18 protein-coding genes are annotated in these 23,262 nt (G+C 63.9%); 12 read left to right on the top strand and 6 right to left on the bottom strand.

Annotated elements, in window-relative coordinates:
- Positions 1 to 260: 260 nt before the first annotated feature.
- The 3 genes from DBR47_RS18805 (at position 261) to amt (ending at position 2,997) form a co-directional block, all read left to right on the top strand.
- Complete coding sequence (locus DBR47_RS18805; protein WP_124452924.1) at positions 261 to 1,016, top strand: TorF family putative porin; 756 nt, start codon at positions 261 to 263, stop codon at positions 1,014 to 1,016.
- A gap of 46 nt (positions 1,017 to 1,062) precedes the next feature.
- Positions 1,063 to 1,401 carry a P-II family nitrogen regulator gene (gene glnK / locus DBR47_RS18800; RefSeq protein ID WP_124452922.1) on the top strand — a complete coding sequence of 113 codons (339 nt, stop codon included), beginning with the start codon at positions 1,063 to 1,065 and terminating at the stop codon, positions 1,399 to 1,401.
- A gap of 66 nt (positions 1,402 to 1,467) precedes the next feature.
- Positions 1,468 to 2,997, top strand: a complete 1,530-nt coding sequence (amt, locus tag DBR47_RS18795; RefSeq protein WP_124452920.1) for an ammonium transporter — start codon at positions 1,468 to 1,470, stop codon at positions 2,995 to 2,997.
- A gap of 106 nt (positions 2,998 to 3,103) precedes the next feature.
- On the opposite strand, the gene DBR47_RS18790 is transcribed toward amt, so the two are convergent.
- Positions 3,104 to 3,508, bottom strand: coding sequence for a response regulator transcription factor (locus DBR47_RS18790; RefSeq protein ID WP_197047155.1), 405 nt, complete (start codon positions 3,506 to 3,508; stop codon positions 3,104 to 3,106).
- A gap of 132 nt (positions 3,509 to 3,640) precedes the next feature.
- On the opposite strand from DBR47_RS18790, the gene gshA reads away from it, so the two are divergent.
- Positions 3,641 to 4,936 carry a glutamate--cysteine ligase gene (gshA, locus tag DBR47_RS18785; RefSeq protein WP_124452917.1) on the top strand — a complete coding sequence of 432 codons (1,296 nt, stop codon included), beginning with the start codon at positions 3,641 to 3,643 and terminating at the stop codon, positions 4,934 to 4,936.
- On the opposite strand, the gene DBR47_RS18780 is transcribed toward gshA, so the two are convergent.
- Complete coding sequence (locus DBR47_RS18780; RefSeq protein ID WP_197047154.1) at positions 4,927 to 5,904, bottom strand: LysR family transcriptional regulator; 978 nt, start codon at positions 5,902 to 5,904, stop codon at positions 4,927 to 4,929. The genes gshA and DBR47_RS18780 overlap by 10 nt on opposite strands.
- A gap of 123 nt (positions 5,905 to 6,027) precedes the next feature.
- Here DBR47_RS18780 and DBR47_RS18775 point away from each other — a divergent pair, with 123 nt between their 5' ends.
- From DBR47_RS18775 to DBR47_RS18765, 3 genes are all read left to right on the top strand, one after another.
- Positions 6,028 to 8,985 carry a TonB-dependent siderophore receptor gene (locus DBR47_RS18775; protein ID WP_124452913.1) on the top strand — a complete coding sequence of 986 codons (2,958 nt, stop codon included), beginning with the start codon at positions 6,028 to 6,030 and terminating at the stop codon, positions 8,983 to 8,985.
- Between the two features lie 123 nt (positions 8,986 to 9,108).
- Positions 9,109 to 11,151: a prolyl oligopeptidase family serine peptidase gene (locus tag DBR47_RS18770; protein ID WP_197047153.1), complete on the top strand. Its 2,043-nt coding sequence runs from the start codon at positions 9,109 to 9,111 to the stop codon at positions 11,149 to 11,151.
- A gap of 137 nt (positions 11,152 to 11,288) precedes the next feature.
- Positions 11,289 to 13,172, top strand: a complete 1,884-nt coding sequence (locus DBR47_RS18765; RefSeq protein ID WP_124452909.1) for a potassium transporter Kup — start codon at positions 11,289 to 11,291, stop codon at positions 13,170 to 13,172.
- Between the two features lie 65 nt (positions 13,173 to 13,237).
- Here the strand turns inward: DBR47_RS18765 and DBR47_RS18760 are convergent, their stop codons facing one another.
- Together DBR47_RS18760 and DBR47_RS18755 are read right to left on the bottom strand one after the other, a co-directional pair.
- Positions 13,238 to 14,008, bottom strand: a complete 771-nt coding sequence (locus DBR47_RS18760; protein WP_124452907.1) for a class II glutamine amidotransferase — start codon at positions 14,006 to 14,008, stop codon at positions 13,238 to 13,240.
- Between the two features lie 248 nt (positions 14,009 to 14,256).
- Complete coding sequence (locus DBR47_RS18755) at positions 14,257 to 15,279, bottom strand: serine hydrolase (RefSeq protein WP_124452905.1); 1,023 nt, start codon at positions 15,277 to 15,279, stop codon at positions 14,257 to 14,259.
- Between the two features lie 225 nt (positions 15,280 to 15,504).
- On the opposite strand from DBR47_RS18755, the gene DBR47_RS18750 reads away from it, so the two are divergent.
- The 5 genes from DBR47_RS18750 (at position 15,505) to fghA (ending at position 21,913) form a co-directional block, all read left to right on the top strand.
- Positions 15,505 to 16,686: a benzoate/H(+) symporter BenE family transporter gene (locus tag DBR47_RS18750; protein ID WP_124452902.1), complete on the top strand. Its 1,182-nt coding sequence runs from the start codon at positions 15,505 to 15,507 to the stop codon at positions 16,684 to 16,686.
- A gap of 41 nt (positions 16,687 to 16,727) precedes the next feature.
- The gene (gene gshB / locus DBR47_RS18745; protein WP_124452900.1) at positions 16,728 to 17,675 is read left to right on the top strand and encodes a glutathione synthase; all 948 of its coding nucleotides are present in this window, start codon (positions 16,728 to 16,730) and stop codon (positions 17,673 to 17,675) included.
- Between the two features lie 13 nt (positions 17,676 to 17,688).
- Positions 17,689 to 19,890 (top strand): FUSC family protein, encoded by a 2,202-nt coding sequence (locus DBR47_RS18740; protein WP_197047152.1) that lies wholly within the window; start codon positions 17,689 to 17,691, stop codon positions 19,888 to 19,890.
- Between the two features lie 77 nt (positions 19,891 to 19,967).
- The gene (locus DBR47_RS18735; RefSeq protein ID WP_124453191.1) at positions 19,968 to 21,074 is read left to right on the top strand and encodes an S-(hydroxymethyl)glutathione dehydrogenase/class III alcohol dehydrogenase; all 1,107 of its coding nucleotides are present in this window, start codon (positions 19,968 to 19,970) and stop codon (positions 21,072 to 21,074) included.
- A gap of 2 nt (positions 21,075 to 21,076) precedes the next feature.
- Positions 21,077 to 21,913, top strand: a complete 837-nt coding sequence (gene fghA / locus DBR47_RS18730; protein ID WP_124452896.1) for an S-formylglutathione hydrolase — start codon at positions 21,077 to 21,079, stop codon at positions 21,911 to 21,913.
- Here fghA and DBR47_RS18725 read toward each other — a convergent pair.
- Together DBR47_RS18725 and DBR47_RS18720 are read right to left on the bottom strand one after the other, a co-directional pair.
- Positions 21,910 to 22,419 (bottom strand): hypothetical protein, encoded by a 510-nt coding sequence (locus tag DBR47_RS18725; protein WP_124452894.1) that lies wholly within the window; start codon positions 22,417 to 22,419, stop codon positions 21,910 to 21,912. The genes fghA and DBR47_RS18725 overlap by 4 nt on opposite strands.
- Positions 22,420 to 22,547: 128 nt before the next feature.
- Positions 22,548 to 23,150, bottom strand: a complete 603-nt coding sequence (locus DBR47_RS18720) for a GNAT family N-acetyltransferase (RefSeq protein WP_124452891.1) — start codon at positions 23,148 to 23,150, stop codon at positions 22,548 to 22,550.
- Positions 23,151 to 23,262 lie beyond the last annotated feature (112 nt).

The raw sequence follows: 23,262 nt of genomic DNA, 5'->3' as shown, positions 1-23,262 counted from the left end.
CCGCAAGCGGTGCATGCACCAAAAGAATGCGCTTGCAGGCGCTGTGCCTTCGACCGGCTACACCGCGCTTTGGTGAATTTTTCGCCAAGCAGGGTGCAGTCTTTTGTCATGGGGCGCCGCCCATGCTTGGCGCTACGTCGCCAGGTGAAACCCTGGGCCGACGGGGAGTTGGCACGGAAGCTGCTGTGCTTGAAGCAAATCGTTTCAGCTTGCTAGCCCCTCCCTTTGTATTTGTCCAAAACCTTGCCAGGAGTTCCGCGATGAAGACTGTGTATGCCCTGCTTGCCCTCGCCCTAGCGTCCAGCACTCTGTCGGTCCATGCCGAGGAGGCGCCGGCAGCGGCCGCGCCCGCCGCCAGCCCCCTGAGCTTCAATCTCAGCCTGGCCAGCGAGTACCGCTACCGCGGCATTGCCCAGTCCCGCTTGCAGCCCGCCTTGCAAGGCGGCGTGGATTACGCCGCCGAGAGCGGTTTTTACATCGGCGCCTGGGGCTCCACCATCAAGTGGATCAAGGACGCCCCCTACAACGGCGGCGCCAATGTCGAGATCGACCTCTACGGCGGCTACAAGACCGAGGTCGCCAAGGGCTTGACGCTTGACGTGGGTTTGTTGAGTTATGTATACCCCGGAAACGACCTTAACCCCAGCGCCAACACGACCGAGATCTACGCGGCCGCCACTTTCGGCCCGGTGACTGCGAAGTACTCCCACAGCCTCACCAATCTGTTTGGCACGGCCGACAGCAAGGGCAGCGGCTATCTGGATGTCTCGGCCACGTTTGAGCTGGGCGAGGGCTTCACCCTGACCCCGCATATCGGCTACCAAAAGCTCAAGAACAACGACGCCGGCAGCTACACCGATTACGCGCTGACGCTGAACAAGGACTATGCCGGCTTCACCTTCGGCGCCGCCGTGATCGGCACCGACACCGAGGCCTACCAGGGCGGCTCCAGCATGGATTCGCTGAAGAACCTGGGCAAGACGGCGTTTGTGGTGTCGGTCAAGAAGACCTTCTGAAGCACCAAGACCTTTGCCATTAACGAGATCTGCGAGGAAACAAATCATGAAACTGATCACAGCCGTCATCAAGCCCTTCAAGCTTGACGAGGTGCGCGAGGCCCTCAGCGCCATCGGCGTGCAAGGTCTGACCGTCACCGAGGTCAAGGGTTTTGGCCGCCAGAAGGGGCACACCGAGCTCTACCGTGGCGCCGAGTATGTGGTGGACTTTTTGCCCAAGGTGAAGATCGAGGCGGCCGTCGATGACGCCGTGGTGGATCAGGTCATCGAAGCCATCGAGACCGCCGCCAAGACCGGCAAGATTGGCGACGGCAAGATCTTTGTGTCGCCGCTGGATCAGGTGGTGCGTATCCGCACCGGCGAGACGGGCAAGGAAGCGCTTTAAGCAGCAGCGCTCGCCTCACCACCCCACTCATCACTTGTTCGCTATCTCTCCCTTTTGGAGCTTCAAATGAAGAAACTCTTTGCCTGTCTGGCCCTGGCGGCAGCGGTGCTGACCCCCGCGGCCTGGGCTCAGGACGCCGCCTCGGCAGCCGCCTCTGCGGTTGCGACCGTCGCCACAGCTGCGGCGCCCGAAGCAGCGGCGGCTTCGGCCCCTGTGGCTGCAGCCTCCGCCGCGGCAGAAGCTGCCTCCGCCCCCGTGCTGGTGCCCAATAAGGGCGACACCACCTGGATGATGTTGTCCACCCTGCTGGTCATCATGATGACCGTGCCCGGCCTGGCCCTGTTCTACGGCGGCCTGGTGCGCAGCAAAAACATGCTGTCGGTGCTGATGCAGGTGATGGTGGCCTTCTCGATGATCGTCGTGCTGTGGGTCTTGTACGGTTACAGCCTAGCTTTCACCGAGGGCAATAAATTCATCGGCGGCACCGATCGCTTGATGATGAAGGGCATCTGGGACAACGTCGCCGGCACCTTCGCCAACGCCGCCACCTTCAGCAAGGGCGTGGTCATTCCCGAGATCGTGTTTGCCGCCTTCCAGGCCACGTTTGCGGGCATCACCGGCTGCCTGATCGTCGGTGCTTTTGCCGAACGGGTGAAGTTCTCCGCCGTGCTGATGTTCCTGGCCCTGTGGTTCACCTTCAGCTACCTGCCCATCGCGCATATGGTCTGGTTCTGGGCCGGCCCGGATGCCTACACCAGCGCGGCCGTGGTCGATCAGGTCAACAGCACGGCCGGCATGATCTGGCAATGGGGCGCCCTGGACTTCGCCGGCGGCACCGTCGTGCACATCAACGCCGCAGTGGCTGGCCTGGTGGGTGCTTATATGGTGGGCAAGCGGGTCGGTTACGGCAAGGAAGCCTTCACCCCGCACAGCCTGACCCTGACCATGGTCGGCGCCTCCCTGCTGTGGGTGGGCTGGTTTGGTTTCAATGCCGGTTCGGCCCTGGAAGCCAATGGCTTTGCCGCCCTGGCCTTCATCAACACCTTTGTGGCCACGGCTGCGGCGGTGCTGGCTTGGTCGGTCGGTGAAGCGCTGCACAAGGGCAAGGCCTCCATGCTGGGCGCGGCCTCCGGTGCGGTGGCGGGTCTGGTGGCCATCACGCCCGCGGCCGGCAATGTCGGTGTGGGTGGTGCGCTGATCATCGGCGCCATCGCCGGCTTCGCCTGCCTGTGGGGTGTGTCGGGCCTGAAGAAGCTGCTGGGCGCGGATGACTCGCTGGACGTGTTCGGTGTGCACGGCGTGGGCGGCATCATCGGTGCGCTGCTGACCGGTGTGTTCAACTCCCCCGCCCTGGGTGGCCCCAGCGCCGTGGGCGACTGGGTGACGGCCTCCATGATCACGCCGGATGCTTATTCCATCGCCTCGCAAGTCTGGGTGCAGGCCAAGGCCGTGGGTGTGACGGTGATCTGGTCCGGCATCGTCTCGGTGATCGCCTACAAGATCGTCGACCTGACGATAGGCCTGCGCGTCACCGAAGAAGAAGAACGCGAAGGTCTGGACATCAGCTCGCACGGCGAGACGGCTTATCACAAGTAAGCCCTCGCCAAGTGGGAAGGGTCGGCAGCCTGCCGGCCTTGCCTAGACAAGCCAAAAGCCTGCCCGGCATCTTGCCAGGCAGGCTTTCTTCACATTGGGCTTGAGATCAGGGGGCCTCGGGATCCACCGGGGCCTGGGTCTTGTTGCGCAAGAGCACTTGGGTCAGCTCCAGCAATTTGGCCGGGCTGAAGGGCTTGGGCAAGAAGAAGTTGGCACCGGCCGCCAGGGCGCGGGCCTTGTTGTCCTGGCTGGCATCGGCGCTGAGGACGACGATCAAGAGGCCGGCGGTGGCCGGGTCTTGGCGCAGTTGCTGGCAGACCGCGATGCCGTCCAGTTCGCCGGGCATCATCACGTCCAGATAAATCAGGTCCGGCCTTAGCGTCTGAGCCATGGCCAAGCCCAGGCTGCCATTGGGTGCCTCTTGAACTTGGTGATCGGTTTCAGCGAGCGACCAACGGATCAGGCGGCGAATCTCGGCCTGATCTTCGATGACGAGTATTTTCGAAGCCATAGGTGGTGAAAGGCAGGCGCGGTGCGCCACGTTCGCATTATTACTGCGGGCTTGGGGCTTGGCTTCTTCGATAAAGGCCCAATGTGCTGCCATCTCTAGAATAGCTTCACCCCCACCCGAGCACCCGCCGCCATGGTTCCCCACCTTATTACCGCACTGACAGGCCCGATCAACGAATTGGAACAGCGCGTCCTGGAGTCCATGCCGGCGATTGAGCGCTGGTTCCGCCTGGAGTGGATGGAGCACACGCCGCCCTTTTACAGCTCGGTGGATTTGCGCAATGCCGGCTTCAAGCTGGCGCCGGTGGACACCAATCTCTTCCCCGGTGGCTTCAACAATCTGACGCCCGAGATGCTGCCTCTTGCCGTGCAGGCGGCAATGGCGGCCATCGAGAAGATCTGCCCCGAGGCCAAAAACCTGCTGCTGATCCCGGAGAACCACACCCGCAACAGCTTCTACCTCAGCAATGTGGCGACGCTGATTCGCATCTTCACCCAGGCCGGCCTGAATGTGCGCCTGGGCAGCTTGGACGAATCCGTCACCGGCCCGACCGAGCTGGCCCTGGCCGACGGCAGCAGCCTGACGGTCGAGCCCTTGCTGCGCACCCGCGGCCGCCTGGGGTTGAAGGGATTTGACCCCTGCACGATTCTGCTCAATAACGACCTTTCTGCAGGCATCCCGCGCGTGCTGGAGCATCTGCATGAGCAATACCTGCTGCCGCCGCTGCACGCCGGCTGGGCCCTGCGGCGCAAGAGCCAGCATTTCAAGGCCTACGAAGATGTGGCCAAGAAGTTCTCCAAGCTCTTGGGCATGGACCCCTGGCTGATCAACCCGCTTTCGGTGCCGGTGGAAGGTCTGGACTTCAGCGAGGGCCAGGGCTTGGAGGCCTTGCAAACCCATGTGGATGCGGTGCTGAGCAAGACCCGCCGCAAGTACAAGGAATACGGCATTCAGGAAAAGCCTTTCGTCGTCGTCAAGCCCGACGCCGGCACCTATGGCATGGGCGTGATGACTGTGCGCGATGCCAAGGAGGTGGAGGAGCTGAGTCGCCGCTGCCGCAACAAGATGAGCGTCATCAAGGACGGCCAGGCCGTGCACCAGGTCTTGGTGCAAGAAGGCGTGGTGACGCACGAGCGGGTCAACGACGCCGTGGCCGAGCCGGTGGTCTATATGATGGACCGTTATGTGGTGGGTGGCTTCTACCGCATTCATGCCGACCGCGGCATGGACGAGAACCTCAACGCTCCCGGCGCCAGCTATGTGCCCCTGGCCTTCTCGCAGTCCTCCCAACTGCCGCGCCCGGGCGAGAAGCCTGGCGCGAGTGCGCCCAACCGCTTCTATATGTACGGCGTGATCGCCCGTCTGGGCATGTTGGCGGCCAGCTATGAGCTGGAGGTCACTGATCCGGAGGCGGAGGTTTACGCCTGAGCGGATTCGCGCCGGATGTAGTCCTGGGCGACTTGCTGCAACAAGGTCTTGAACCGTTCCACCAGTTCCGACTGGGGTTCGCGCAGATGCCAGAGGGCCAGATCGGCCAGGCCCACCTTGGCCTCTAGCGGCAGGATTTTGACGATGCCTTGCTGGGCCGCCAGCCGCGCCACATGCTGGGGCATCATGGCCAGCAGGGGCAGGCGCTTCATCATGCTGAGCACCAGCATGATGTCGCCGGTCTCGATCAAATTGCAGGGCGGCGCCAGCCCCAGGGTTTGCCACATGCGGTCCATCAAGCCCCGCATGCGGGTGCCGGGCAAGGGGCCGACCCAGGCCAGCTGATGCAGCTGCTGCCAGTCCAGCTGGCGCTGTTTGGCCAGGGGGTGGACGCAGCTGATCACCACCACCTCGTTTTGCTTGAGCAAGACCTGACCCTCGATATCGGGCGGCATCTCGATCGGCGGCACCCGCGCCAGCACCAGATCGCGCCGACCTTGGCGCAACTCGTCAATCAGATCGCTGAGCGCATGGGTGCGCACGCTGATGGTGACCAGTGGGCGCTCTTGCTTCATCAAGGCCATGGCATCGGGCAAGAGTTGGGGCAGGGCGGCATTGGTGGCGCCGATCTGCAATTCCCCATGGGTGCCGCGCACGATGGCGGCCACGTCTTCGCTGCCACGGCGCAGATCTGATTCCAGTTTGCTTGCCAGGCCGATCAGCCTTTCGCCCAGGGCTGTGGCATGAAAACCGCGCCCTCTTCGCACAAAAAGGGTTTGTCCTAGGCCTTGCTCCAGCTCGGTCAAAGATTTGCTGACGGCCGGTTGAGTGACGTGCAGCAACTCGGCCGCTGCGCTGATGCTCTTCCCCTCATTCAAGGCCAGGATCAGGCGCAGATGGCGCAAGCTCAGGCGCCGCGCGACAAAGGCCTCGGCCAGTTGCGGATCAGCGGCGGGGGAGCTCAACATAACCATCGGAACACTCTAGCAAACCAAATGTCATAAATACCTGTTAGCGGGCTCTTAATGTGCGGACTTCGCTTGTGACCCGACCTTGAGTGGGCGCGACAAGTATCTGCGAGGAGGAACCCCATGAAACATCGCCACAATCTCTTGACCCTGGCCCTGATCAGCAGCTGCGCCACAGCATTCGCCCAAGACACGACCACGCCCGCCAAGATCGAACGCGTCGAGGTGACGGGCAGTCTGATCAAACGGATCGACAAGGAAACGCCTTCCGTGGTGCAAAGCATCTCGCGCGAGGACATCCGCAAGTCGGGCTACGCCAGCATCGAAGAGATGCTGCGCACGGTCAGCGCGGTGGACAGCTCTTCCATCGGCGATGGTGCCAGCTCGGGCTTTGTCTCGGGTCTGTCCACGGTTTCTCTGCGGGGCTTTGGCTCGCAAGGCACGCTGACCCTGATCAACGGCCGTCGTATTGCGCCCGCCGCCGCGGTGGACGTCAATTTCGGACGCGGCAATATGGTCAGCGTCAACACCATCCCCAAGGGCGCGGTGGAGCGCATCGACATCCTGAAGGACGGCGCCTCGGCCATGTATGGCTCCGATGCCATGGCTGGTGTTGTCAACTACATCCTGCGCAAGGACTATGTGGGTGGTGAATTGGGCGGCAGCTATACCGTCAATCACGACGGCGTGGGCGGCACACGTACGGCCAATGCGGCCTTCGGCTTCGGCAATCTGGACACGCAACGATTCAATATCTACGGTGGCTTGGAGGTCAGCAAGCGTGATCGCGTCATGGCGACCGAGCTGCGCAATCAAGGCGATCAGGCCTTGGCCGACCAGGTGTTGAATCTGGACGGCAGCTTGTCCCGCTTCTCCCCCGGCTCGGCGGCCTCGCCCTTTGCCAATTTCTACCGAGTGCCGACCAGCCTGTCTGGCCGCACCGTTATCGACGGCTATAGCGTCGCCAATAACAGCGCCTCCGGCGTCAACTTCCTTGGCAGTCTGGCGGGTTGCCCGGACGATATGCTGGTGGGCAAGGGCTTGTCTCAGCGCTTGCCGGGCTTCCAGCCTGCTGGCACCGGCACGGACTACGGCACACCCAATATGCCCAAAGGCATGTGCCGTTACGACCTCGACAGCGCCACCGAAATCATCTCCAAGCAAGACCGTATTGGCGGCTCGCTGCGCGGCACCTTCGCTGTGAACAAGGACCTGACGGCTTATGCCGACGTGATGCTGTCCAAGACCACCACCGAATCCCTGCTCACACCCCGCGCACTGACCACCAGCTTGTTCACGCAAAGCACCGCCAAGAATGCGGTGCAATGGCCCAAGCTGGACGGCAGCATGCAAAGCTTCCCGGCCATCGTCTTGCCCGTGGGCCATCCGGACAACCCGACCAATGCCTGGGCCAAACCCGAGGCAGTGCAACTGCTGTATCGCTTTGCCGATATTCCGCGCACAGACACCACTGAGCTGCAAGCTTCGCGCTTTACCGTTGGCGTTGAAGGCGTGGTGGGGGATTGGGACATCGACAGCGCCCTGCTTTACAGCACTCAGAACATGAGCCGCGTGCGTGGCAACGAGCTGCGTGCCTCCCTGCTCAGCAAGGCCATCACCGACAAGACCTATCGCTTTACCAAGGCCAATGACGCAGCGGCCATCGCCAGCGTGGCCTCCGATGCCGTCATTGATGGCAAGGCCAGCATTGCGTCCGTTGACCTGCGCGCCAGCCGCCTCTGGTTCGATATGGCCGGCGGCAAGGCCGGTGTAGCTCTGGGCGCCGAGTTCCGCCGCGAGACCCTGGAGTCGGTACCTAACGACGCTTACAAGAGCGGCGACTTCATCGGCCTGGTGGCCAACGGCGCTTCGGGCAGTCGCAACTCCACCGCCTTGTTTGGTGAGTTGAGTCTGCCGGTGCTGAAGGACCTGGAAGTGCAAGCCGCCCTGCGTGCCGAGCGCTACAGCGACTTCGGCAATGCCAATACCGGCAAGCTGGGCTTCAAGTGGATGGCGGTGCCCTCGGTGGTGCTGGTGCGCGGTACGGCGGCCACGGGTTTCCGTGCGCCCTCGATCTCGCAGATCGGCAACTCTTACGCCTCGTCCTTCCACTCCTTCGGCTCCTATGCCGTGGTGGATCCGATTCGTTGCGATGTGAGCAACCCTGCCAAGCCGGTCAGCAAGGCCGATCCTTCCAATAGCCGCGATTGCAATGTGCTGGGCTTTGCCTCGCGCACGCCCAACCCAGGCAGCATCGCCACCACCATCGCGGCCAACCCCGACCTGAAGCCCGAGACCTCCCGCTCCGCCACCCTGGGCCTGGTGTTCTCGCCTTCCAAGGCAGTCGATCTGAGCCTGGACGCCTGGTATTTCGAGCGCCAGAACGAGATCCGCAGCCAGCGTGGTGTGGACATCATGGAGGACGCAGCTAAGAATCCGACGGCTCCGAACCCCCAAATCGTGCGTGACCCCAATCCCACGACCTGGCTGCCCGGTGTGGACAATAGCGGCCCCATCCTGATGCTGGTGCGCCAATATGGCAACTACAACTGGACCAAGACCGGTGGCCTGGACTACGACCTGACCGTGCGCTTCCCCGATACCGAGCTGGGCCGCTTCAAGCTCAAGGTCGATGGCACCTACACCCGCCGCTACGACTACAAAATCTTGGACACCAGCGATGTGACCTACGCCGTGGGCACGACCAACTCGGACGTCCCCAAGACCAAGGTCAAGCTGACGCTGAACTGGGAGACGGCCAACTTCGACAGCTTTGCCCGCATCTCGCATTCCGACGGCTTGAAGCGTTCCACCACCGATACCTGCCTGAGCTCGACCACGGCCTCCAACACCTTGCTGCGTGCCAATGGCTATTGCTACAACACGCCGCAGCAGTCGCTGGACCTGGGTACCACCTATCGTGGCTTCAAGAATGTGACTCTGTCGGCCACGGTCTTGAATGTGATGGGCACCTATGGTTTCAGCTCCGGCGTGCCTTCGGTGTTCAACTACTACGATCAAGGCGCGACCGATCAGCTGGGTCGTCGCTACACCGTCAGCGCCAGCTATTCATTCGAATAAGGATTGATGGCCGTGCCGCCCCTGGGTTCACTCGGGGGCTCGGTGTCGCAAAGGGTCAGTGCCTGGGCATTGACCCTTCTTCTTTTTAGGCAGCCTCGTGCTGTTCCGGAGTTTGGCTTGCATATGAAGACGTATCAGAAGCCCTTGTGGAACTGTTTTGCCGGCACCTTGCTCCTCGCCGCTGTGCTGAGTCCTGCTTGGGCGCAGGAGCGGCGCCTTGAGCCCGGCCCCAGCCTGCTGGCCGACGGGATTCCGGCGCTGACTCAGCCCAGCCGCCCGGCCGCCAAGGAGGTGGCCAGCCCGCGTTTTGTCGATTGGCATCCATTGCGGCGGGAGATGCTGGTGTTGGCGCAAGTCGGTGGCCGTCAGCAACTGCATCTGCTCAAGGCCGCGGGCGCTAAGCCCATGGTCTTGACCGAAGGGCGAGATGCCGTCGCCCAAGCCAGCTGGGAGCCCGAGCGCGGCGACTACCTGGTCTTCAGTCGCGACCAAGGCGGGGACGAGGCCTACCAGCTCTATCGCCTGAGCCCGGGGGCGGAGGGCGAGGCACTGGCGCTGCCCGAGAGTCTCAGCGGCAATGAGGGGCGGGTCAGCGACTACCAGTTCCTGCCCCAGGGCCGCGGCCTGGTTTATCTGTGGGAGCGCCTGAATCGACAGTCCGAGGCCGGGGCCAAGGCGGCCCGCCCTTTTAGCCGCTTGATGTGGGTCGACCCCCTGCAGAATCCGCCACAGCCGCGCGAGTTGGCGGCGGTGGAGGGCGGGCGCTTTACAGACTTGAATGTCAGCCCCAGCGGCAGCATCGTGATCAAGCGCACCGTGCAAAAGCGCAGCCAGCTCTTGCGCTATGAACTCGATGGCAAGCCTGGGCGGCCTCTGGGCGCCGCCGAGGCTAAGGCGGAGGACGAGGACGCGGCCAATGCCGAGGTCGAGACCGAAGACGCCCCCGTAGCGCCGCCTGCCAATGCCTTGTGGCGCAGGCAGGCGCTCAAGTCGGACTACCGCCATCTGGTGCGCCTGGACCTGGCCAGCGGTCAGGCCCAGCCTTGGCTCAGTGAGATGAAGTCGGATCTGGAGGCCCTGGCCGTGCCGCCCCGAGCCGATGGGCGCCCCTTGGCCTTGCTGAACAATGAGCAGGGCGTTTCGGTGCTGCGCTTGTTCGACCCTCAACAAGCCCAGGCGCAGCCGCGCCGCATCGCCAGCCAATTGCCGGCCGGTGTGATGCGCACGCTGCGCTGGCATGGCAGCTTGCCCTTGCTGGGCTTTGAACATGCCTCGGCGCAGAGCCCGGGGCGCATCTATGCTTATAACAGCCAGACCGATGAGCTGCAGCTCTGGGCCGGTCATGAGGCGTCGGCCGCCGGGCCAGAATACGCCAGCCTGCAGTGGAAGAGCTTTGACGGCTTGGAAATCTCCGGCCTGCATATCGCCCCGCCGGCGCGCTTCACCGGGCCCCGGCCTGTTTACATCAGCATCCATGGCGGGCCGTCTTCGCAATCGCGGCCCGGCCATCTGTCGGGGCTGATGCGGCAGCTGGTGGAAGAGCTGGGCATGCATCTGATCCTGCCCAATGTGCGAGGTTCGGACGGCTTCGGTCAGCGCTTTCTCGGCCTGGACAACGGCCTGCGCCGCGAAGACTCGGTCAAGGACATCAGCGCCCTGCTGGATTTGATTGCGAGCCGTGCCGATATGGACGCCAACCGTGTGGTGGTGGCCGGCGGTAGTTATGGGGGCTATATGTCTTTGGCGGTGGCTACCCACGAGTCCAAACGCATTGCCGGCAGCATTTGCCGGGTGGGCATTGCCAACTTTGTGTCCTTTTTGGAGAACACCGAAAGCTATCGTCGCGACAACCGCCGCGCCGAATATGGCGACGAACGCGACCCCGCCATGCGGGCGTTTTTGCAGCGCATCTCGCCGCTGAGCCGCGCCGCCGAGGTGCGCAAGCCCTTGTTCGTCGTCCATGGCCGCAATGACCCACGGGTGCCGTACGGCGAGGCGCAGCAGATGGTGGCTGCGGTGCGCGCCAACGGCACACCGGTCTGGTTTTTGACCGCCGAAGACGAAGGCCATAGCTTCACCAAGGCCAGCAACCGCGAGTACCTGAACCAGGCGACGCTGGAATTTGTGCGCCGGGTGCTGGACAAATCTCTGCTGCAGCCGGGCTGAAGCGTCAAGCCCCCAAATGCAGAGACAGGCCGGGACTTCAGCAACGATGGGGTCTAAGTTTTGATGCGACGCAGCAAACGAGGGGCAAAATACCCGTTTTGGCTTGAGCGGGCTCTGTGGGGCCCGTCTGCAATCACGTGAGTTCCAATAACACGCCCCAATCCAAGTCGGCTCTGGCCGGTTTGACCCTGGGTGCGCTGGGTGTTGTCTATGGCGACATCGGTACCAGCCCACTCTATGCACTCAAAGAAGTGTTCCATGGCGGCCATGTAGCCCCAACGGCCGACAACATCCTGGGCGTGCTCTCGCTGCTGTTTTGGACGATGACCATCATCGTCTCCATCAAATATGTGTTGCTGATCCTGCGCGCCGACAACAACGGCGAGGGCGGGTTGATCGCCATGCTGGCCTTGGCCACCAATGCGGTGAACGACAAGCCGCAGCTGCGGCGCGGCCTGCTGCTGGTGGGCTTGTTTGGTACCGCCATCTTCTACGGTGATGCGGTGATCACGCCGGCCATGACGGTGCTGGGCGCGGTGGAGGGCATCGACGTCTACCAGCCCCAATTCCATGACGCCATACTTCCGCTGACCCTGGTGGTGCTGGCCGGCTTGTTTGCTGTGCAGCGCTTCGGCACGGGCGGCATTGGCCGGGCCTTCGGGCCGGTGATGGTGCTGTGGTTTGGCGCCCTGGCGGCCCTGGGTCTGCCGCATATCTTTGACAACCCCCATGTGCTGGTGGCCATCAATCCGGCCTATGCCGTGGCGTTTTGCCTGGCGCACAAATGGGTGGCTTTTGTGGCCTTGGGCGCTGTCGTGCTGGTGGTGACCGGTGGCGAGGCGCTGTACGCCGACCTGGGCCATTTCGGCCGCAAACCGATTCGCATCGCCTGGTATGGCATCGTCATGCCCGCCCTGGTGCTCAACTACTTTGGCCAGGGCGCCATGCTGCTGGACAACCCCGAGGGCGTGAAGAACCCCTTCTTCCTGCTGGCACCTGCTTGGGCGGAGATCCCGCTCTTTTTACTCGCCACCTGTGCGGCCATCGTGGCCTCGCAAGCCCTGATCACGGCGGCCTTCTCGGTCACCAAGCAGGCGGTGCAGCTGGGCATCCTGCCGCGCATGCGCATCCTGCACACCTCGGTGCGTGACACGGGCCAGATCTATGTGCCCTTCGTCAACTGGGGTCTGTTCGTCTTCATCGTGCTGGCCGTGGTCTTGTTCGGCTCCTCCAGCAAGCTGGCCGGCGCTTACGGCATTGCGGTGACCATCGATATGACCATCACCACGGTGATGACCTTCTTCGTCATCCGCCATGGCTGGAAGTACCCGCTGCCTCTGTGCCTCTTGGCCACCGGCTTCTTCTTCATCATCGACGTGACCTTCCTCGCCTCCAATATGCTCAAGCTGGTGGCGGGCGGCTGGTTCCCGCTGATGATTGGCATCGGCATGTTCACCCTGATGCTGACCTGGAAGCAAGGTCGCCGCCAACTCAGCGACAAGCTGCGCGAGGACGCCATCGACCTGAAGAGCTTTCTGGAAGCCATTTTCATCAACCCGCCCACGCGGGTGGCCGGCACGGCCGTGTTCCTGGCCGCCGAGGCCGGTGTGACGCCCAACGCCCTGCTGCACAACCTCAAGCACAACAAGGTGCTGCACGAGCAAAACCTGTTCGTCACCGTCAAGCACCACGAAGTGCCCTGGGTCGGCTTTGACAAGCGGGTCCGCTACGAGCCGCTGGGCAATGACTGCTGGATGGTGAGCCTGAACTTCGGCTTCAAGAACGAGCCCGATGTGCCCGAGGCCTTGAAGCTGATGAAGCAGCACGGCGTGCATCTGGATGAGATGGAGACCAGCTACTTCCTCTCCCGCGACATCGTCATCCCCACCATCGGTTCGGGCATGGCGCTGTGGCGCGAGAAGTTGTTCGCCAGCATGCACCGCAATGCCGCGGCTGCCGCTGATTTCCTGCACCTGCCGACCAACCGCATTGTGGAGTTGGGCTCCAAGGTCGAGATCTAAGTCCTACCAAAATGAGAAATCACCCGCACGCCGTCTAGGCGCCGGGTGATTTTTTTCGCCTGGGCTTAGATCAAGTCTTCGCAGCGATGCCCCTCGGCCGTCAGGTGCACCACCGTGCCCTGCGGGATCAGCTCCCAGCCCTCGTGCCCGTCTTCCAGCGGCTCGGAGGCGATCACTTGGCCATGCTCACCCTGGCGATGCAGATAGAGCGTGGGCGCATGCAGATCGCTGGAGAAGCGGAAGGCATGCACCTCCTTGCCATCCGCCAGAGCGGCGGAGAAGCGCAGCGGCTTGTCGATGCGCAGCACATGCATCATGGCCAGGGTCTCGTTCAGGACCTGGCTGACCGCCTGGGGAATCGTCTCGCCCATCTCCATGCGGTTGATGATCATCAGAAAGAGCAGCTCCGAGTCCGTCGCGCCTTTGCGCTGGGCGTAGAGATGATCCGGCAGGCGTGACTCCATGGCCCGACGCAGCTGGCCATAGCCGCCGATCTGGCCGTTGTGCATGAAGAGGTAGGGGCCGTAGTGGAAGGGGTGGCAGTTCTGCCGCGCGATGCCCGTGCCGGTGGCCGCGCGCACATGGGCGAAAAAGAGGCGGGAGCGCACATTGCTGCACAAGGCCAGCAGGTTCTCGTCCGACCAGGCCGGCATCACCTCGCGGTAGATACCGGGCTCGGCGCGCTCGCCATACCAGCCGATGCCAAAACCATCGCCATTGGTGACGGCCTTGGCCTCGTCGGCCCGCAGCGACTGTCGCACCAGGGAGTGGCGCGGCGTACAAACCAACTCATCCAGAAAAATGGATGGACCCAGATAGGCAAGAAAACGGCACATGGCCCGCAGTTTGCGCTCGAGAAGGCGCCGACTGGGTCAGTAGAAATGCGATCTTTCGCCCGCTTCTCATAATTTTTCACGCTTCCCAGGGCGGGTCTGCAAGAGCCGGCGCGATTGCGCGGGCACCCGGCAAGCTCAGGCCTGGGCCTTGGTGTCCGGCCTCGTCGAGCCCGATCCGGCGAGCGCGCCAACATCCCACGCAAAAGCGGGGAAGAAGGAATCAACGCGCGAACTCTTCGTTGCCTGCCTCACGCTGCGAGCGCAAGCATGAGGGCCTCGCCCACTTCTATGGCCGACGGATCGCCCGAGTCGGTATTGCTGAGCAAACAAACGAACAGGCTTCGATCGGGCGTGCGGGCACTGTAGGAGTTAAACCCGCTGATGGCCCCGTCATGCTCGATCACGGTCAAGCCTTGAATGCTGCGTCTTTCGAAGCCATAGCCGTAGAAGCAGGTCTCGCCACTGGGCAGCACGGTGGGCGCCCACATCGTTTGCCACGCCTGAGCAGGCAACAGGCTCGCAGATCCCACACTGGCTTCCCATCGAATCAGGTCGTCAATGGTCGAGACCAGCGCGCCGGAAGCAAAGGGGATGGCCATGCTGATGGGCGGCGCCAGTTGCAGGTCGGGCTCTTGGGTGTAGCCCTGGATCGGCCGGATACCCAGGTGGCCTTCCAGTGCGGTGGATCGCATCCCCAAAGGCGAGAAGATGTTGTCATGGAAGAACTCCGTCAAAGGCCTTCCTGCAACGCGCTCGATCACCAGGCCGAGCAGAAAATAGCCAGAATTGCTATACGAGAATTGGGTCCCGGGTAGGAACAGCAAGGGGGCGTTCTGAAACAAGGCCAGCACCTGCTGCTGCGACAGCTCAGAGGCTTCGACGCTTTCAAAGTCCTCGACTTCGGTAAAGCAAACGACACCCGCGGTGTGGTTGAGCAAGTGCCTCAGGCGAATGCCTTCGTATTGCGCCGGGCAGTTGGGCAGATGCTGGGTCAGCGCATCGTCGAGAGAAAGCAGCCGACGCTCGTTCAGCAGCATGATGGCGGCGGCGGTGAACTGCTTGGTCAAGGAGCCGATACGGTGGATGGAGTCAAGCGACATCGGAATACCTCGGCCCACGTCTGCCAGGCCGTACGCTGACTTGTGAATGAGTTCCCCATGCTGAAGGATGGCCACGGTTGCGCCTGGCAGATGGCTCGGGAAGGACGCTTCCAGGTACTTCTTGATCTCTGGCGCAAGCTTGGAAGCGGGCGCTTTGGAATGGGTGTGCATGGACAAATGCGCCTCAGTTCATTTCGATCGCGGATCGACTCGGATTGCCCAAGGCAGTCTGCGGTCATACGCCTTGGTTCCTAATGTCAAAAGTGTAGGCCGCTCGTCCAGGGGTTTCTGACCCGGTGAGGCTGCGGGTGCGACATACGAATTGGCAGCCAACGCGACCCTGAGAGTTTTGTTAGCCGCTCTGATGCAAAGCTTGCCTTGGTTATGCTGCCGTGCATGACAGCAAACATTTGCAAGACTTGGCTGGGCGAGCTTTCCCTCTCCGCCCTGGTGGCCGGCTTTGTCGCCGTGCTGGTGGGCTTCACCAGCTCGGTGGCCATCGTCTTCCAGGCCGCGCAGGCCCTGGGCGCCACGCCGGCCCAGACCAGTTCCTGGATGTGGGCCCTGGGTCTGGGCATGGGTGTCACCAGCCTCGCGCTCTCGCTGTGGAGCCGCCAGCCGGTGCTGACGGCCTGGTCCACCCCCGGTGCGGCCCTGATCGCCGCCACCTCCGGAATTCCCATGGCGGAGGCCATTGGCGCCTTTCTCGTCTGCAGCGCCCTGATCGTCTTGTTCGGCCTCACCGGCTGGTTTGAGCGCCTGATGGATCGCATTCCCCTGGCCGTGGCCTCGGCCTTGCTGGCCGGGGTGCTGGCCCGCTTTGGCTTGGACGCCGTGTTGACGGTGCGCACGGCGCCGGCGCTGGTGCTGGCCATGGCCCTGGCTTATTTGCTGGGCAAGCGCTGGTGGCCGCGTTATGCCGTGCCCGGCGTGCTGGCCATGGGCGTGGCGGTGGCGGGCCTGCAGGGGCGCTTGCAATTGGGCGCAGTGGAATGGGCTTGGGCCCAGCCGGTCTGGACCACGCCCAGTTTCAGCCTGGCCGCCTTGATCGGCGTGGCCCTGCCGCTCTTCCTCGTCACCATGGCCTCGCAGAATCTGCCCGGCGTGGCGGCCCAGCGTGCCTCGGGCTATCAGACGCCGGTCTCACCCAGCATTACGGTGACAGGTCTTGCCGGTCTGGTGCTGGCTCCGTTTGGCGGCTATGCCTTCAATCTGGCCGCCATCACCGCCGCCATCTGCATGGGCCGCGAGGCGCATGAAGATCCGGGCCGGCGCTATCTCGCCTCGGCCTGTGCTGGCCTGTTCTACATCGCCCTGGGTCTGGCCGGCGGCGCCGTCGTGGGCCTGCTGGTGGCCTTCCCGCGCGAGTTGGTCGCGGCGATTGCCGGCCTGGCCTTGCTGGGCACAATTGCCGGTGGTCTGAGCAGCGCCCTTGCCGAAGTCAAACATCGCGACGCCGCCATCCTGACCTTTTTGGTCACGCTCTCGGGCCTGAATATGCTGGGCATAGGCTCGGCCTTCTGGGGCGTGGTGGCGGGCAGCGTGGCGCTCTTGCTGCAACACTTGCGAGCCAAGTAAAAGCACGCGAATTCATTTCTCTTTTTCGGACTTGCCTCATCATGAAACTGCTCTTCGTCGCCGATCCCATTGAACACTTCAAGACCTACAAGGACAGCACCTTCGCCATGATGCGCGAGGCCGCCCGACGTGGCCACGAGATCTGGGCCTGCGAGGTGGACGATCTGGCCTGGCGCTCCGGCGGGCGGGTGGTGGCGCGCAAGGCACGCGCCCTGGCCCTGACGGGTGACGCGAAAGATTGGTTCACCGTGCTTGCCACGCAGGAGCTGGTGCTGGCCGAGACGGGCGCGGTGCTGATGCGCAAGGACCCACCCTTCGATTCCGAGTACTTCTACGCCACCCATCTGCTGGGCCAGGCCGAGCGCGAGGGTGCACGCGTCTTCAACAAGCCCGCGGCCCTGCGCGAGCACCCGGAAAAGCTGGCGCTGATGGAGTTCCCGCAGTTCTGCCCGCCCACCCTGGTGACCCGCTCGGCTTCAGTGATTCGGGCCTTCCACGCCGAGCACCAAGACATCATCTTGAAGCCCCTGGACGGCATGGGTGGCGCGGGCATCTTCCGCGTTGGCGCCGACGGTCTGAACCTGGGCTCCATCATCGAGACCCTCAACAAGGACGGCGCCGAGACGGTGATGGTGCAGCGCTATCTGCCCGAGATCGTGCAGGGCGATAAGCGGGTGCTGGTGATAGGCGGCGAGGTCGTGTCTTTCTGCCTGGCCCGCATTCCGCAGGGCGGCGAGGTGCGTGGCAATCTGGCGGCCGGTGGCAAGGGGGTGGCGCAGCCCATCAGCGAGCGCGACCGCGAAATTGCCACCGCCGTCGGTCCCATCCTGGCCGCGCGCGGCCTGCTGCTGGTGGGCCTGGATGTGATCGGCGGCAGCCTGACCGAGATCAACGTCACCAGCCCGACTTGCTTCCAGGAGATCACCGACCAGACGGGCTTTGACGTGGCCAAGATGTTTGTTGATGCGCTGGAGCGGGCTGCGGCCTGAAGCTGGCGCGCTGATGCTGAACGCCTCCTCGCTGCGCGCCACCGTGCTGGGCCGCCGGCTCAGCGCGGCGCAGCTGAACGGCGTGTTTGTGGCCCTGGGCGTGGCCGGGGTGCAAGCCTTGTTCGCCCTGGTCTTCGGCCTGCCGGTGGGCATGGCCGCGGCCGGGGGCGCGGTCTGCGCCAGCCTGCCGGATGTGCCCAATCCGCCGCAGCGCGTCTGGCGGCGGGTCTTGCCCGCGGCCTTGTTGGCGGCTTTGGTGACCCTGGCCGTGGGCCTGACGCGGTCCTCGCCTATCGGCATGACGCTGCTGATCGCGCTGATCGCCTTCGGCACCCTGATGTGCATGGCCTGGGGCTTGCGGGCCGGGCCGCTGTCCTTCACCGGCGTGTTGGCCCTGGTGTTCGCCATGGCCTGGGCGGCGCCCAGCAGCGCCCTGGAGGCCTGGCAGCATGCGGGCTGGGTGCTGGCCGGCGCCTTGTTGTATGCCTTGTGGGCGCGCGCCTGCGCTGTACTGCTGCGCCGGCGCTATCGCGAGCTGGCGGTGGCGCAAGCGATGCGGGCTTGTGTGCAGCGCCTGCGTTCACGAGCCCTGCGCATACGCGGCGAGGTGTCGGCCAGCGATGCCTCCATCCGCGCCTCGATTGCCGACGATGTCTTGCTGGCCGATGCCTTGCAGGCCGCGCGCGATCAGGTCTTTGCCGCCCGCCCCTCGGTGCACAGCCGCTGCCAGATCGATCTGGTGCTGGGCCTGATCGAGTTGCGTGACCTGCTCTTGGCCAGCCGCCTGGATGTGCATCTGCTGGGTGAGGATGCCGCCGCCCAGGCCTGGCGCGCCAGCCTGGCCGATGCCTTGCTGCCCCTGGCCACGGCGCTGGAGCATTTGGCCCAACACCTGCAAACCGGCGCGGCCCTGCCTGCGGTGTCGGCCCAGCAATGGCGACGCGATCTAGCGCAGCGCCTAGCCGCCGTGCCTGCGCCGCCAGAGGATGCCCGCCGCCATCTGGTCGACGCCTTGCAAAGCCGTGTCGGCCATATGTTTGACGATATCGCGGCCATGGTGGCGCGCTGCGCCGGGCCCGACCGCGAGAACGCCTGGACGCGCGAGCAGCTGCAGCTCTTCGTCTCACCCGAGGGCTGGCCGCTGGCGGCGCTCAAGCCTCATCTCAGCCTGCAATCGGGTGTGATGCGCCATGCCTTGCGCGGTGCGGCGGCCCTGTCGCTCGCCTATGCCCTGGGCCTGGCCCTGCCTTGGGCGGCGCACCCGCATTGGTTGGTGCTCAGCGTGGCCGTGGTCTTGCGCGGCAATCTGGAGCAGACCTTGTCGCGCCGCAATGAGCGCATCATCGGCACCGTCATCGGCTGCCTGCTGGTGCTGGCCTTGGCGCAGACGGGCCAGCATTGGCTCTTGGCCCTGAGCTTTGTGCTCGCCGTGGGCGTGGCCCATGCTTATGTGAACCAGCGCTACCGGGTGGCGGCCACCGCAGCCACGCTGATGGCCTTGCTGCAGCCTCTGTTGTTGGCGGCAGGCCAAGGCCATGGCCCGGCCGTGGGCGAGCGCTTGGCCGACACGGTCATCGGCGCCCTGCTGGCCTGGGCTTTTTGCTTTGTGCTGCCCTCCTGGGAGTACCGCTCCTTGCAACGTCTGAACCAGCAGCTGCGCGCCGCCCTGGGCCGCCATGCCCGCAATGTCTTGCAATGGGCGCCCACGGCCGAGCAGCAGTTGGCGCAGCGCCTGAGTCGGCAGCAGGCTTACACGGCCCTGGCCGCCTTGGCCGCGGCCGCCCAGCGCACAAGGGTGGAGCCGCGCAGCGTGCACCTGCCCGAGGCCCAGATCGAGGCGGTGCTCAGCCATGGCTACCGCCTGATGGCCTTGCTGGGCGCTTTGCAGCAGTTGTTGAGCCGCCGCCGTGAGCGCCTGGATGCGGCGCAAGCCCCCTTGGATCTGGCCGCCAGCGTGCCCGGCTTGCTGCACTCCCTGCGCCAATGCGATGCAGGGGAGCGGGCCTTGCTGCCCGAGCGAGTTGGCAATGAAGCCGAGGATATCGCCGATGCCGAGCTGGCGGCAGCCGCCTGGCCGGAGCACCTAAGCCAGCAAGACCTCAGCCCCTGGCTGCGCCGTCGTTTAGCCCTGGCTCGACGCGAGGCGGCCTTGCTCAGCGCCGCCATCGAATCGCTGCATGAGGCCCTGCCGAGCGCCCGAGGACTGCAATCCTAGGCATAGGCCCGCAGCAGATCAGCGTTTATGCTGAGCCCAATCCCTATTTTTTGAACACCCCTCGGAGTCAAACCATGATCAAAACCCGCGCAGCCGTGGCCTGGAAGGCCGGTGCCCCCTTGACGATTGAAGAAGTCCAGCTCGACGGTCCCCGCGCCGGCGAGGTGCTGGTGGAGGTGAAGGCCACCGGCATCTGCCATACCGATTACTACACCCTCTCCGGCGCCGACCCGGAAGGCATCTTTCCGGCCATCCTGGGCCATGAGGGCGCGGGCATCGTGCTGGAAGTGGGCGAGGGCGTCAGCTGGCTCAAGCCGGGCGACCATGTGATCCCGCTCTACACACCCGAGTGCCGTCAGTGCAAGTTCTGCCTCTCGCGCAAGACCAATCTTTGCCAGGCGATTCGCCCGACCCAGGGCAAGGGCTTGATGCCCGATGGCAGCTCGCGCTTCAGTATCGACGGCAAGCCCATCTTTCACTACATGGGCACCTCCACCTTTGCCAACCACATCGTCGTGCCCGGCATCGCCCTGGCCAAGATCCGCGAGGACGCACCCTTTGACAAGGTCTGCTATATCGGCTGCGGCGTCACCACCGGCGTGGGCGCCGTGCTGTTCACCGCCAAGGTGGAGGCGGGCGCCAATGTGGTGGTGTTTGGCCTGGGCGGCATCGGCCTCAATGTGATCCAGGGCGCCAAGATGGTGGGGGCCGACAAAATCATCGGTGTGGACCTGAACCCCGAACGCGAGAAGATGGCGCGTGACTTCGGCATGACCCACTTCATCAACCCCAAAGAACATGCGAATGTGGTGGATGCCATCGTCCAGCTGACCGACGGCGGTGCCGACTACTCCTTCGAGTGCATCGGTAACACCAAGGTCATGCGCGATGCGCTGGAGTGCACCCACAAGGGCTGGGGCCGCTCCATCATCATCGGCGTGGCCGAGGCCGGGGCCGAGATCAGCACCCGGCCTTTCCAACTGGTGACCGGCCGCAAATGGGAAGGTTCCGCCTTCGGCGGCGCGCGCGGTCGTACCGATGTGCCCAAGATCGTCGATTGGTATATGGACGGCAAGCTCAAGATCGACGAGCTGATCACCCACAAGCTCAAGCTGGAACAGATCAATGAAGGTTTTGATTTGATGAAGCGTGGCGAATCGATTCGTTCGGTGGTGGAGTTCTGAGCATGGAGATCTTGTCCGCGCATGCCTGTTTTGGCGGCCAGCAATTGTTCTGCCGCCACGACTCGGCCCAGATCGGCCTGCCCATGCGCTATGCCTTGTTTGTGCCACCCGAGGCCAAAGGCCTGCTGGTCTATCTGGCCGGCCTGACCTGCACCGAAGAGACCTTCACCATCAAGGCCGGTGCCCAGCGGGTGGCGGCCGAGTTGGGTCTGGCCCTCTTGATGCCCGACACCAGCCCGCGTGGCGCGAATGTGCCCGGCGAGGCCGAGAGCTGGGACTTTGGCGTGGGCGCCGGCTTCTACCTCGACGCGAGCCAAGCACCCTGGGCCCAGCACTGGCGCATGGAGAGCTATCTGACCGAGGAGCTTCTGCCCGAGGTTTTGGTGGAGCTGGACCTGCCTGCCGAGCGGGTGGGCATCTTTGGCCACTCCATGGGCGGCCACGGCGCTTTGACCCTGGCCCTGCGCCACCCGCAAAAGTTCCGCTCGGTCTCGGCGTTTGCGCCCATCGCGGCGCCCAGCCAATGCGCCTGGGGCAAGAAGGCCTTCAGCGGCTATCTGGGCGCCGACCCGGCGGCTTGGGCAGCCCACGATGCCAGCGCCCTGATGGCGGCGCAGACCTGTGCGCCCTTCGCCGGCAGCATCCTGATCGACCAAGGCATGTCAGACAAATTCCTGCTGGAAATGCAACTCTTGCCCGATGTCTTTGAGGCGGCGTGCAAGCAAGTGGGGCAAGACCTGACCCTGCGCTGGCACAAGGGCTATGACCACGGCTATTACTTCATCGCCAGCTTTGTCGAAGACCATCTGCGCCATCATGCGGCGCAGCTCTTGAGTTAGCGCAGGCGCTTGACCCGCGCCGTTTCGTTCGTGCCTTCCAGCTCCAGCATGAAGGTGCCCAGAGCGGCGCGGCGGATCTCCACCTTGGGGCTCTTCAGATAAAGCACGGCGCGGCTGCCGTCGCTGACCTGCCAAACCTGGCCATTGGCCAGGGTGAAGGTCTTGCCCGGGCCCCAGCCTTCGACGAGACCCTCGATCTGGCTCTTGATCACATCGGGCTCGTTCTGGCGCTGCACCGGCAGGCCAAAGGTTTGGGTGGCTTCGGGGGCGGCGGCAGGCGCTGCCATCGCGGCGGCGCCGGCCACCGCTGCTGCGGCAGGTGCCTTGGCGCTTTGCTCGGCCAGGGCGTCGTAGCAAGTCAGGCGAGCGGCACTGTCGGCCAGGGCGCGGCAGCGTTGCAGGCCTGCGGCGGGCGAAGTGTCAGCCGCCCAGTTGTTACCGCTGCTCAGCAAGCTCAGGAGCAGGGCGCCCGAGAGCGCGACGCGACGGGGCTGACAAACTTTCATGGGGCTATCCTTGTTGAGGGCAGGATGAAAAGAAACAAGGCCAAGCATATCGCCATGCCTGGACTTGGGCGCGCTCCAGCGACGCAGGCTGAAGGCTGCTGGCCCCGCAACTCAAGTGGACCGGCGATTCAGGCCGCCGGTGCGAGGCGGTACTCCATGGTGGTGGCGGCAGAGAAACCAAGCAGCCAACGCAGATAGGCAAAGTGCGTGCTGGTCCTTGGCACGAAGCCAAGCCGCTCATACAAGCGCCTTGCGCCTGGATTGGTGTCGATCACGTCCAGACGGATCGTGCGGTAGCCCTCCTCAGCCGCAAACTGTTTGAGGCGATCCAGCAACTGGCTGCCTATGCCACTGCCGCGGGCTTCTGGCGCCACGCAGAGTCCGTCCATCAAGAGCTGATCCGGGCCGAGCTTGCGCTCAAAGAGCGCCAGGATGCTGAGCGCGCGCAGCCAGCCGAACAACCCGAGCCTCTTGCGGAGCAGGCTCGATGAGATGCCCACGGTCAGCGAACTGTGCCGCGACTTGAAGCCGGCGACGCCCAAGATTTGCGTCCCGGAGATGGCGACGAAGGCGTGAGAGGGATCGAAGGCTTCAGCCAATATCTGCAAACGGAGCTTCGCATCTGGAATGGCGATACCGAGCTTGGCGCCGAATGCGGCGTCGTACAGCACGGCAATTTGGTGTCGTGCAGCGTCGGGGAAGCCTTGTTGGATATCGAGGGGCGAGGACATCTTCGTTATGTTGTCTGTGGCCGGATGATGTGGATAACAACTGGGGTCTCGGGCCGCATGCAGTGTCAGTTGCTTGGTCTTGCGAACAAACTTTTCACCGCGAGCTTTGTGT

Source organism: Paucibacter sp. KBW04, assembly GCF_003852425.1.
Taxonomy (GTDB): Bacteria; Pseudomonadota; Gammaproteobacteria; order Burkholderiales; family Burkholderiaceae_C; genus Paucibacter_A.
The sequence above is the reverse complement of the archived record's forward strand: the minus strand, read 5'-3'. Positions and strand labels throughout refer to the sequence as shown.

What these genes read in the sequence shown, in the direction of transcription:
- DBR47_RS18790 (WP_197047155.1), bottom strand. Translation starts at nt 3,508, where the DNA reads ATGGCTTCGAAAATACTCGTCATCGAAGATCAGGCCGAGATTCGCCGC.
- DBR47_RS18720 (WP_124452891.1), bottom strand. Translation starts at nt 23,150, where the DNA reads ATGTCCTCGCCCCTCGATATCCAACAAGGCTTCCCCGACGCTGCACGA.
- DBR47_RS18760 (WP_124452907.1), bottom strand. Translation starts at nt 14,008, where the DNA reads ATGTGCCGTTTTCTTGCCTATCTGGGTCCATCCATTTTTCTGGATGAG.
- DBR47_RS18770 (WP_197047153.1), top strand. Translation starts at nt 9,109, where the DNA reads ATGAAGACGTATCAGAAGCCCTTGTGGAACTGTTTTGCCGGCACCTTG.
- gshB (WP_124452900.1), top strand. Translation starts at nt 16,728, where the DNA reads ATGAAACTGCTCTTCGTCGCCGATCCCATTGAACACTTCAAGACCTAC.
- DBR47_RS18755 (WP_124452905.1), bottom strand. Translation starts at nt 15,279, where the DNA reads ATGCACACCCATTCCAAAGCGCCCGCTTCCAAGCTTGCGCCAGAGATC.
- amt (WP_124452920.1), top strand. Translation starts at nt 1,468, where the DNA reads ATGAAGAAACTCTTTGCCTGTCTGGCCCTGGCGGCAGCGGTGCTGACC.
- DBR47_RS18740 (WP_197047152.1), top strand. Translation starts at nt 17,689, where the DNA reads ATGCTGAACGCCTCCTCGCTGCGCGCCACCGTGCTGGGCCGCCGGCTC.
- DBR47_RS18775 (WP_124452913.1), top strand. Translation starts at nt 6,028, where the DNA reads ATGAAACATCGCCACAATCTCTTGACCCTGGCCCTGATCAGCAGCTGC.
- gshA (WP_124452917.1), top strand. Translation starts at nt 3,641, where the DNA reads ATGGTTCCCCACCTTATTACCGCACTGACAGGCCCGATCAACGAATTG.
- glnK (WP_124452922.1), top strand. Translation starts at nt 1,063, where the DNA reads ATGAAACTGATCACAGCCGTCATCAAGCCCTTCAAGCTTGACGAGGTG.
- DBR47_RS18750 (WP_124452902.1), top strand. Translation starts at nt 15,505, where the DNA reads ATGACAGCAAACATTTGCAAGACTTGGCTGGGCGAGCTTTCCCTCTCC.
- fghA (WP_124452896.1), top strand. Translation starts at nt 21,077, where the DNA reads ATGGAGATCTTGTCCGCGCATGCCTGTTTTGGCGGCCAGCAATTGTTC.
- DBR47_RS18780 (WP_197047154.1), bottom strand. Translation starts at nt 5,904, where the DNA reads ATGTTGAGCTCCCCCGCCGCTGATCCGCAACTGGCCGAGGCCTTTGTC.
- DBR47_RS18725 (WP_124452894.1), bottom strand. Translation starts at nt 22,419, where the DNA reads ATGAAAGTTTGTCAGCCCCGTCGCGTCGCGCTCTCGGGCGCCCTGCTC.
- DBR47_RS18805 (WP_124452924.1), top strand. Translation starts at nt 261, where the DNA reads ATGAAGACTGTGTATGCCCTGCTTGCCCTCGCCCTAGCGTCCAGCACT.